Annotated in this window: 3 protein-coding genes; all 3 read left to right on the forward strand. The window is 40.8% G+C overall.

Features of this window, described 5'->3' with window-relative positions; all coding sequences use genetic code 11:
- Nucleotides 1-39 precede the first annotated feature (39 nt).
- The gene (locus tag ABVT42_RS18575; RefSeq protein WP_353897366.1) at nt 40-4,281 is read left to right on the forward strand and encodes a beta-ketoacyl synthase N-terminal-like domain-containing protein; all 4,242 of its coding nucleotides are present in this window, start codon (nt 40-42) and stop codon (nt 4,279-4,281) included.
- A 141-nt stretch (nt 4,282-4,422) separates the two neighbouring features.
- Nucleotides 4,423-5,226 (forward strand): alpha/beta hydrolase, encoded by an 804-nt coding sequence (locus tag ABVT42_RS18580; protein ID WP_353897365.1) that lies wholly within the window; start codon nt 4,423-4,425, stop codon nt 5,224-5,226.
- A partial coding sequence (locus ABVT42_RS18585) for an SDR family NAD(P)-dependent oxidoreductase (protein WP_367024216.1) occupies nt 5,227-12,687 on the forward strand: 7,461 nt, incomplete at its 3' end. It lies immediately after the preceding gene.

The raw sequence follows: 12,687 nt of genomic DNA on the forward strand, positions 1-12,687 counted from the left end.
TTATCAAGATCGCGCACATAAAACCCGGTTAAAATATCAATGAACCAAAGTTTACCTCAGAACATTCTACAAATTTTACAATCAGATAACATTGAGAACTGGCAGGTTATTAATTGTTTGCCGAATAATCAGTCATTGATTGCGCAAGCATTTAGTAGCCAGTCCGTAAATCAGTTGCTTGACACGTTGCAGACAGCGCTAGCGCCTGCACAGTTTTGGGTCTTTAAATTTGATGCTTCCCAAACTTTATTGCGCAATCAGCACAACCAATGTTTACCTTTAATCGTTAAACAAACCGCACCAGAAAATCTTGAGTTGAAGTGGGTGGCCTTAATTTTGGAACAACCGAACTTGGCGTTGCTTGCGAAAAAGCTGATATTTATCTGTGCTTGGCCTCATGTTTTTATGTCAAATGTCGACATGATAAATAATCTCGATGTAGCAGATGAAATTCGCTTTCAATCTGGTCAATCACTGCCTGATATGTCGTTAATGGAAAGTGAACAGCAATGTTTAGCTGCACTGTTACAGTGTTTACCTGCTTTCAATAACACATCATCAGCAACAATGTGGTTAATGCAGATTTATACCACACTAAAAAATACGGCAAATCACTTAGCGGAACATTATTTGCTGCTACTGGCTGATAGGAGCGTAACTGATAACGCTCAGAAACAGCAGCAACAAATACCCCTTTGGGGGCAAAAACTTTTAGCTGCAATGAGCGGCCTGTTTGATGCGCTGGATGGGAAAAACAGTGTTTGCGGTGAACAGACTTTAACTGGATATTGTTTATATCGACGTCCTTATAAAATTAGACCTGCTCTAACAACTGATATGCCTCAGTTACTTATGCTGGAAGAGAAGTGCTGGCAACACACGCGGATGAATAAGGAGCATTTACTTCTGCGTATGCAAAATTTTTCGGCCGGACAATTAGTCATCGAACAGCAAGGGCGAGTTGTTGGTGCGGTTTATTGCCAGAAAATCAGCGATAAAAATCAAATTGATTTGTATGATGCCTATAGTGTTCACCAGTTACATGATGCTCATGGGCAGACTATCCAGCTATTAGCAATCAATATTGATCCACAAGTTCAAAATCAAAATCTGGGCGATCAACTGTTGGAGTTCTTATTGCAACTGGCAACTTTAATGCCTGAAATACGGGAAGTTGTTGGGGTCACACTTTGTAAAAAATTTTATGCGGCTGCCAATACAGACTTTTCAGCCTATATTCGGCAGACAGGGTACAAACAAGATCCGGTTTTAGCTTTTCATTGTTCACACGGCGCACAAGTCGAGAAAGCTATTGCCAATTACCGACCAGATGATTTTATCAATCAACACTTTGGTGTGCTGGTAAGTTACCAATTGGCTCAAAGACAAGCGTGTCAACTCACTTACCAACAAAGTAAGTCGATGGCTGCCACACGCAATAATTTACCTGCCATTGAACAAATTGAACAGCAGTTTGTTCGCTCGGTAGCGCAACTACTCAATAGTGAAATGACACCGCCGATGTATCGAATTCCATTAATGGAGTTGGGGCTCGACTCGGCTGATTTACTCTTGTTGCAACAGATGCTCAATGAACAGTTTGCATTACAGCTCAATGCTGGATTTTTCTTTCAGTTTAATTCGGTACAAAAAGTTATTACTCATTTGACTGAAAAAATAGCGCAAAATAGTCATCCGAAGGTTGCTTTGAGCGAGTCAGGGCAATTTGAACAAACGGAGCTTTACAGTGAGCGTCAAATTGCAATTATTGGAATTGCCTGTCATTTACCTGGCGGTATTAAGCGGCTCGACCAACTATGGCAATTATTGAAAGAAGAAAAAAATGCAATTATCGACTTTCCACAATTTCGTGGTAGTTGGCCTGCCGAAACCGATTATAAAGCAATCACTCGCGGTGGATTTTTAAACGATGCCGATCAATTTGATGCAGGATTTTTCAGATTGTCGCCAATAGAAGCAATTAATACCGATCCACAGCAAAGAATCCTATTGCAATTGGCTTGGCAATGTATGCAAGATGCGGCAATTAATCCTGAAAACCTGGAAGGCAGTCAAACAGGCGTTTATGTTGGTGCGAGTAATACCGATTATAGTCGTTTAATTCAGGCACAAAATACACCAACCCAAGCACATTTTGCGACCGGCAGTTCGCTTGCCGTGTTAGCCAATCGGATATCATATTTTTTTGATTTTAGTGGACCTAGCCTGGTTATTGATACGGCTTGTTCTGCATCAATGGTTGCTTTGCATACCGCCATTCGAGCACTGAGATTTCAAGAATGCGAACAAGCGTTGGTTGGAGGCGTTAATTTAATTTGCGATCCCGCATTATCAATTGCTTACCATAAAGCGGGTATGCTTTCAGCTGACGGTCAATGCAAGGTGTTTGATACTAATGCTAATGGTTATGTCCGGTCAGAAGGTGCTGTGATGTTAATGTTAAAGTCGTTACCCAAGGCTATTGCTGACGGTAATCCGATTCATGCTGTGATAGAAGGGAGTGCCATCAATCATGGCGGGCTTGCCGGTGGATTAACCGTACCCAATCCAGAAAAACAAAGTGAATTAATATTGCAGGCATGGCGTGATGCGCAGATTAGTGCAAGTGATGTTGGCTATATTGAAGCACATGGTACCGGAACATCGTTAGGCGATCCCATTGAAATTCAAGGTATCCAAATGGCATTTGCTGCGCAATTGGGTGAGCAGCCATTGACTCGCCCATGCATGATTGGATCGATAAAAAGTAATCTTGGGCATTTGGAGGCTGCTGCGGGACTGGCTGGTGTCATCAAGGCAGTGATTTGTCTTAAACAGCGCCAGATTCCCGCGTCGTTACAAATTCATCAGTTGAGTGAAAAACTTGACTTTAATCCTCAGCAATTACAAATTAACCAAAGATTGCACAACTGGCAAAATGAGGCTAGGCGCATTGCTGGTGTCAGCAGTTTTGGTTCGGGCGGGGCTAATGGGCATGTGGTATTAAGTGAGTACTTAGCATCAAATGAGTACTTAGCATCAACCGATAAGACTGATGATCTTGAAATAGAGTGTACCTCGAAAAACCATAGCAACAATAATAAGGTGGCTTATTTAATAGTATTATCGGCACCTGAGCATGCGGGACTAATCAAATTAGTCAGTCAGCTAGTCAATTGGTTAAGTAGTGCAAATGTGAGTTTGTCACTGGCATCATTAGCGTATACCTTACAGGTTGCACGCAGTAGCTTTCCATGTCGCCTGGCTATTGTAACAACAGATGAAGCAGATTTAATCGGTCAATTAAAGCATTGGTTGACTGATGCAAAAGATAATTTGGTTCAAACCAAGTTCAGTCAAGAAAACAATCGCGATACTAAGCAAGAAATCAATCAAGAAATTAATCAAATTGCCAAGCGATGGCTACAAGGGGATGAAGTTGACTTTACTGGTTTGTATAAAAATTTACCTGCATTAATTCATGTGCCAGCGTATCCATTTAACCAACAATCTTTTTGGGTTAAGACAAATAAAGCATCGTCACAATTAAAACCGTCGAGTTATCATACTGAATCTCATCATCCAGTAGTGACTGATACATTCACAGAAACATTTAAAGAGATAGCGTTAGTCAACTGTTTTCAGCAAGGGCGTTTCACTTGTCTATCTTTGTCTTATGCAATCGAACTACTCACTAAGGCAATACAAAAATTCAATCAATTCGCTCAGCTTAAGTCTGATGTATTAGTATTTGAAAATATCTATTTTTATCCCTGTGCAATTTTGTTGGGGCAGAAAATCAGTTTTGTAGTCGAAATGTCGGTAAGTGAAAAGCAGCTTGAATTAACCATTCAACAAAACCAAAAAAATCGTCAACACCGTTTGTTAAAAGCAATAATTCATAATGATAAATTGGCACAATCTTTCGATGTATCACAAACTGATTGGGAAGGGCTGGCTGATGCTGCTAATAGTCCGTTAAGCGAAGGGGAATCAACGGGTGCAGCACTATTTGTGGTTAAAGAGTCTAATGATGGGTTGCCGCTTGACTCTCAACTGACCTCATCGTTTGAATTAAAATACCAATTGCCGCGAAATACATTTAACCAACTTTTACCACGATTGGTTAGTCAACTTTCGTCACATATTTATTTGCCAAAGCTTACATTGTTGGCGAATATAAAATACATAAGTCATGTTAATGTTGCTATTCAATCACAACGAATCAGTCTGTTTAACGATGCCAAAAAATTAATCGCGGTTATTGAGTTGAGTCGTTAAAATTTTTAACCAAGTTAAATGCAAACCGGTTTTATCGTGAATAAAAAAATTAATTTACACAGAACAATCACTTGCAATCAGCATTTTGAGTTTGTCGAACTGAAACGATAATTCTTTTAAATCTTGTCGAAATAAAATCATATGGCCAATCAATCAATTGTTTTTGTTCATGGGCTAGGGTTAGGTCCCTGGCTATTTGAAAAGCACTTTCAACCTTTTTATGCACAACAAGGACTCGATGTTTACCTTGTAGAATTACCACAACATTTTGCAGATTCAGACAAAATGTTGCGTCAACGGGTTACCTTGGATAATTGTATTGAAAAGGTAAAACAAGCGATAAATGAAAATATTCAACAGGATTTTGTATTAGTTGGCATGAGTATGGGCGGTGCAATTACCCAAAAATTACTGAGCAGCCAATGGCATCATCCTCATTTAAGAGGCGCGGTTTTGTTATCTTCTGTACCACCAGTCAATAATTTGCTATTTACCTTGCGCTTATGTCGTCAATTGGCACTCCAAAAGCCCAGCGCACTAATCGACTTTTTTAGCGGGCAAACCAATATCGATTTAATGTTTTCTAATCAGTCGATCGTTCAATTGGGTGACCAGGCAAGTGCCTTATATCAACAACGAGTACTGACCGGATTCTCTCGGCTTGAATATGAATTATTTTTTCAGGATCTAATTACGGTGGCGTCGCAATCTGATACAACGTCATCTGATCAAAGGCTATCGGATAAGCCGCTTTCTGCAACACCTTTATGTGTCATTGGGGGCGAACAGGATCAATTGTTTCCGCCAGATGTTACTCAATTTATTGCTAATTATTATTCTGTTAACGCAACCCTGTTACCTGAATTGGGACATCTGATTCCCATTGAGCCCGGTTATGCGGCGGGCATTCATGCAATAAACACATTTTTAAATGAGGTTTTTTAAATGAAACAGTTCGAAACAACAACTGCCGTTATTGTCGGAGCTGGACTTTCTGGAATTTGCATGGGCATTGCCTTAAAAGAGCTAGGCATCGACTTTCAAATTTTAGAGAAAACCGATCAGGTAGCTGGTACCTGGAGTCAAAATACCTATCCTGGCTGCGGTTGCGATACACCAATGTTTGCTTATTGCTATTCTTTCGAGATGTTTCAGGGCGATGATGCCTGGCCGAAGCAGCCAGAAATTTTAGCCTACTTTGAACACTGTGTGCAGAAGTATCAGTTACACTCACATATTCAATTTTCGACCCAATTAGTTGCTGCCAGATTTGATGAAGTTAGCGAGATGTGGCAGTTACAAACTGCAGATGATCGTTTGCTAGCCTGCCGTTTTTTAATCAACGCAACTGGCCAATTAAACACACCATTTCAGCCCGAATTACCTGGACAAAAACAATTTACTCAGCCCATATTGCATTCCACTGCGTTAAAACCACCTTATCAATTAGCTGATCAGCGTGTTGCCATTGTTGGTAATGGGGCAACAACATTACAGATTGTCGAAGCGCTACAGCCGCTTGTTAAGGAATTGATCGTACTGGCACGAAGTCCTAAATATGTTTATCCGCGAGTAAAATATTCACCTATTACAATTGCTAAAATGAAACAGGACCCGCAATATTGGCAAGAAGTTCGTCAACAGTTTATTGATGCGCAAGATCAATATCGATTAATGCTCGATGACTATCCGCAATTTGATCCGTTTGATGCAAAATCACAAGTAAAAACTTTTTATTCTCAATCAAATGCAAATGATTTTGAACAGTATGATGCGTTTTATCAATGGCTGGATAGCAAATCAATGCGTCCTGACTATCCTACTGGGTGCACTCGGCCACTGGCATCAAATACTTTTCACCAGGCAATACAAGCTGATAATGTTAAATTGCTAATTGATCCAATTAAAACCTTGCAAGATGACAGAATTATTCTGAATAACCAAAACAACGATAGTTACTCGATTGACCTGATGATAATGGCGACTGGTTTTTCATTGAATAACTTGATTCCCCCTTATGAAATTCGTAATGCCAATGGCGTAACATTAAGTGAGTTTTGGGCAACTCAACCGAGCACTTACTTAGGAATGACAACCGCACAAATGCCCAATTTGTTTTTTCTGTATGGCCCAAACACCAATACCAATTCAACTGCGGTGACTTTTTATGTTGAAAGTCAGGTCAAATATATTCAGCAAATTTTTAAACGCTATCTGGCTGAACCATTTAATAAAATTGAAGTAAAAGCGCAAACTGTCGCGCAATATAATAAATGGATGAAACTCAAACATCAGCAGTCATCAGAGTCATCAAAATGTTCCACCTATTATCATAATGAGCAACATATTAATATTAGTACTTTCCCTGGCTGCTATCGTGAGTATGAATTTTTAACTAAAACATTTGACGAAATCGAATATCATTTGTCGGTCACAGCAAAAACTAATTTAACCAGCGCGCCAATTAATTTGCAGGCTATTTCCGAACAGCAGGAAAATACCGCTGAGGACAAAAGTGATGTTGAGAAAGAAAGTGATGTTGATAAAAAAAGTGATGTTGATAAAAAAAGCGATGTTGAGCAACCAATTATCAAACTTGATCCATTGACTATTAGTCAAAAACTAGTGGTACTATTTTGTGAAACCACTTTGTTGCAAACTAGTCAGGTAAATCCGGCCAGTCCACTAAAAGATTATCCGTTAGACTCTATTTTAATTGTTGACTTTATTAAGCGAGTTAATGCGCATTGGACGCTGACATTAGAGCCAACTATCTTTTTTGAATATGGCAGCTTAATGGCGTTAGCTCAACATATTGCACAGCTTAAACAGGCCGACAGCACCAGTCGATTTGAAAATGTATCTCAGCAAACACCCGCGTGGCAGTTTTCTGATGAGCAAATTGCACTCTGGCAACAAGCCTCTGAGCAATCCGAAGTAGGATATCAAGCGGCGACTGGTGATGAGATAAATGTGCAAAGTGTCCATCAAACTGAACAATCAGAAAAGACCTTGTTACAAAATGAGTCAATTGCAGTTATAGGCGCGCATGGCTATTTTCCTGGTGCGAATAACTTGCAGGAATTTTGGCAAAACTTAATCGATGGAAAAAATACCATAAGTGAAATTCCTGCGTCGCGTTGGGATTGGCAATCGATTTATGGTGATCCCGCTGAAGGAAATAAAACCCCCATTAAATGGGGTGGGTTTATTGACAATATCGATCTGTTTGATCCGTTATTTTTTCAAATGAGTCCTAAAGAAGCCGAGTTGATGGATCCGCAACATCGCCTGTTTTTACAATGTGCTTGGGAGTTGTTTGAGCTTTCCGGTTATAATCCGACTGCATTAAGCGAACAGAATGTCGGTATCATTTTAGGCATTAACTTAAATGACTATGCCGAGTTGGTGTTACAACACAATACCAATCATGATGTGCTGCAAATGAGTGGTTTAATGCATTTATTTGCGGCGAATCGTATTTCTTTTTTACTGGGATTAACCGGTCCAAGTGAAGTTATCGACACTGCATGTTCATCCTCATTAATTGCCATCCATCGAGCGATACAGTCCATTTTACAAGATAACTGCGAGATGATGTTGGCGGGTGGTTCGAATCTGATGATAACGCCCAAAATGCATTTGCTTTATACCAAAGCGGGTATGCTCTCCAAAGAAGGCTTATGTAAAACTTTTTCGGCTGAAGCCAATGGCTATGCTCGTGGCGAAGGGGTTGCCGCCGTATTACTGAAAAGGCTTTCCGCAGCACAACGCGATCACGATCAAATATTGGGTGTGATTAAAGGGTCCGCTGAAAACCATGGCGGGCGAGCCAATTCACTGACTGCACCAAACCCATTACTCCAAGCACAATTAATTCAAGATGCAGTAACGCGCTCCGGCATCGACCCTCGTAGTATGAGTTATATTGAATGTCATGGTACTGGAACTGCTCTGGGCGATCCCATTGAAATTAACGGTATCATTCGAGCCTATCAACAGCTTGCAAAGGATAACCAATATTCATTAAATGAACAGGTTCCGTGTGCACTGGGATCGGTAAAAAGCAATATTGGGCATCTGGAAACAACCGCGGGTGTTGCGGGCGTTATTAAAGTATTGCTTGGATTCAAGCATCAGATGTTACCAAAAACACTTAATTGTTCTCCCTTAAATCCTCAAATACACCTGCAAAATACGCCATTTTATATTGTGCAGGAAAATCAGGTATGGCAACAGCCCGTATTAAATAATGAAGCTGTGCCTCGGCGTGCCGGCGTGAGCAGCTTTGGCGCTGGTGGGTCAAATGCGCATATTATTTTAGAGGAATATACGGCAAATCAAGGCATTGAACAAAGTACCAGTCTTTATGTGTCCGAGTCTGATGAAAAAGTTTTTGTGCTCTCTGCAAAAAATCAGCAACAGCTAATTGCACAAGCTTCGCAATTATTCGATTTTATTGAACGCACACCAACACTTGATTTGGATGGGGTGGCCTACACATTACAAGTTGCTCGAGAGGCAATGAGTGAGCGCTTGGCGTTTGTAGCTCGCGATCGAATACAAGTTTTAAACTGTTTGAAAAATATTCTTGCTAATAAACCCGACGCCGCAATCTATCAAGCCAGCATTGCACAAGAATCAGACATGTTAACTCTGATGCAAAATGACGAAGACTTACAAAATGCGCTGTCACAATGGTTTAAACAGCGCAAACTGGAGCGTTTGCTATCGGTCTGGGTGAAAGGTTTGAATATTGATTGGCAATTACTTCATCCTCAGCATAAGCCTCAAAAAATTCAATTGCCGACTTATCCCTTTTCGCGGCAACGTTGCTGGATCTCATTGAATGATTCAGTCCATCAGGTAAAGCCGCTTTCTGCGTTGCTACATGAAAATTTATCAAACTTTAATCAGCAACGATATCGTTCACAATTTACTGGTGCAGAATTTTATTTACAAGACCATCGTATTAATCAGCATAAAGTGTTGCCCGCGGTTGCCTATTTACAAATGGTTTATTCTGCAGCTCAAGATGCGCTGGCACTCAATTCACAGCAGGACTATGCAATCGAACTAACACAAGTGGTTTGGCTAAAACCGGTGATTGTTATCCAACCGGTTACGCTTGAGTTAACCTTAGAACCCGTTGATCAAGATTCATTGTCATTTAGTATTTATCAATCACTCAAAAATGATTCGCCAGAATTACATTGCCAAGGAAAAATTCAACTGGTTAATTGGCAAGATGAAGCAGTTTATACAAATGAAATCGACAGTTGGATTGCGATAAGCGAACAATACACAGAAAATGAATCACTTTTAGCGCACTCTAGTAATACCGAAAAATTTACCGCCGCAGAAAAATTTTATAGCAAACAAAGTATCTACCAAGCCTTTGAGCAGATGCAATTGAATTATGGTTCAGCTCATCAGGCGATTGAATGGTTGTATTGTCAACCACAGCAAGTTATTAGCAGAGTGAAATTGCCTGAGGCTTTATTGGCGGGAGTCGATAATTTTGAACTGCATCCCAGTTTGCTCGACGCTGCATTGCAGTCGGTGAACGGATTGAAAGTTGATTTTGAACAACCACCAGAAAATCCATTAGTTCCTTTTGCATTAGAGCAGTTTGAATTTTTTAAGTCGACTCAAGCTAGCATGTGGATTGTTGTTCGTTTGGCAGAAAACAGTTCAACACCTTCGTCGATGATACAAGCTAATATTGAGCTTTATGATGATAATGCTCAGCTTTGTGTTCGTATGTTGGGAGTCGCTGCGCGGTCAATTAGTCTGGCTGCTATTAATGCCTTACCGGGTAATGCAAAGCCCGCCAGTATTTCCTCAGGCGACGTGCATTACTTTGAGCCTGTTTGGCAAAAAACACAACCGCTTACTGAGATGGCAGAGCAGTCTTCATTGAATGAGTCAATTCATCCATTGCTAGCGATCGAACCTGAATGCCACATTGTGCTTTTCGATTTTCCTGAAATTGATTTGACACAGGTGCAACAGGCAAGCGTTGGTTACTTTAATAATGCACAATGGCAACAGGCGATATTTGAGGCAACTTACGAAAACAATAAGGCTAACCAAACTTTTGAAACAAAAAGTGCCGTTGAGTTTACACGGGCCAGCACATGGCTGATAGAAAAAATTCAACAGATATTTTTAGCAAAAAATAAACATGCAGTTAAATTGATTTTAGTGAGTCAACATAGGGAGACTAATGATCTGGCTTTGGCATTGGCTGGATTATTAAAAACGGCACAGATTGAAAACCCTAAGTTTTCTTCATTGATTATTTCGCTTGAAAGTGTTCAGTTTGATACTGAAACTTCTATACAAAATAATTTACTGAAGCTGCTTTATCAAGAGGTACAACATAGTCTAAAAACAGAGCAGCCGATGGGTTGTGTGGTCGTACAGTATCGTCAGCGAGAGCGTACCCAATTAATGTGGCAAGCAGCAATTGCGAATGACGTTTCACCAATTAACCGTCAGCAATTGAACAGTCAAAAACTGAATGAACAACATCCGCTGAATGATCAATCTACCGCTGCGTCATTTCAAACCGATTCACCGTTTAAGGAAGGTGGCGTTTATTTAATTACCGGTGGGCTAGGTGGTATAGGTCAACAACTTGCCCAATGGATAATCGATTCGACGCAACACAGTAAGGTTATTCTGAGTGGGCGAACTCAAGCTAACGCGCAGCAATCAGCCTGGTTAGCTACTTTACCTGCTTCACGAGTAAAGTTTTTATTAATGGATGTCGGTGAGTTATCAGATGTTGAAACGGTAATTCAGCAAATCATGCAACAATACCAGCAACTGAATGGTATTTTGCATTGTGCAGGAATTATTGATGATGGCCTGATTGTGGGCAAGTCATCGGCGACTATTCAGCGCGTTATGTCAGGTAAAGTTAACGGCTGTATTAATCTTGATGCTGCTACTGCGCCACTTTCGCTTGACTTCATGTTGCTTTTTTCATCCATTACATCGGTACTTGGCAATCTTGGACAAGCCGACTATGCGGCAGCAAATGGTTATCTCGATCAGTTTGCCGTGCATCGCAATCAATTAACTGCGCAAAACAAAAGAAAAGGACATTGTTTGTCAATTAATTGGCCTTTATGGGCTGAAGGAGGAATTCAGCCCGATGAAAAAGCGCGTGAATATTTGGCGGATCAATTTGGTATGCAACCGCTGGAAACCGCCAATGCACGTCAAGCCATTCAATGGAGTTTATTGCAAAATAAATCGCAACTATTGGTCATGCAGGGCGACAGCAAAAAACTGCGCGCATTGCTAATTCCATCAGATTCACCGAATAGTACACAACGCAAGGTTGAAGTTGCACAGTTCAATATCAATCAAACCAGTGTTAATCAATCGCATATAAATAGTACTCATTTAAATGGCGCAAATATTAATCACCCTAAAATATTGGAATCAACTGAAGCTAAAGGACCGCATAAAAATCAATTCAAACAACAAACGCAACAGTTTTTACAAGCACAATTTGCGACTGAGTTAAAACTCAGCCCACATCAGATCGAAATTACAGCACCACTAGAAAAATATGGGATTGATTCCATACTGGCGATGAATTTAACCACGCAACTGGAAAAAACTTTTGGCACGTTATCCAAAACCTTATTCTTCGAATATCAAACTATTGAGCAGTTGGCAGACTATTTCTGTAGTGATTATTCAGATCAATTGAATCATTTATTTGCCAATAAAAATCCAAACTCAGTAATGAGTACGCACGCTAGTCGGGCATCATCAAACTCCAATGCCGACTCATCTGTATCCATTGTAAAACAGTCAGAATCTAAAAAGTATTTGCCTAAACCGGGGCGACAACCATTTGGCAAATTTCGTTGGCAGCAACCAACTATTGAATCACAAGTCAGTCAGCCCAATCGGATAGCGATAATTGGTTTAAGTGGCCGTTATCCGGCGTCGAAGGATGTTGATGCGTATTGGGAGAACTTACGGGGGGGCGTGGATTGTATTACCGAAGTGCCGCCGAGCCGGTGGCGCTTTGAAGATTATTATGTGCCGGATAGAAGTTTGCAGGGAGTGCACTTTAGCAAGTGGGGTGGATTTATTGAGGGAGTTGATGAGTTTGACCCGCGCTTTTTTAACATATCACCACGAGAAGCGAAGGTATTGGACCCGCAGGAACGTTTGTTTTTAACCCATAGCTGGCAGGCATTGGAAGATGCGGGTTATAGCCGGAGTCGGTTACAGGATTTAAGCACGGGTGAGGGGCCTGGGGGTCAGGTTGGTGTTTATGCGGGAGTGATGTATGGAGAGTATCAGTTACTGGGTGCTGAGCTGAGCTTGCAAGGCGAGCGGATGGGTATAGCGAGCAGTGTGGCGAGTATCGCC

This window comes from Aliikangiella maris, from assembly GCF_040719265.1.
In the GTDB taxonomy this organism is placed as follows: Bacteria; Pseudomonadota; Gammaproteobacteria; order Enterobacterales; family Kangiellaceae; genus Aliikangiella; species Aliikangiella maris.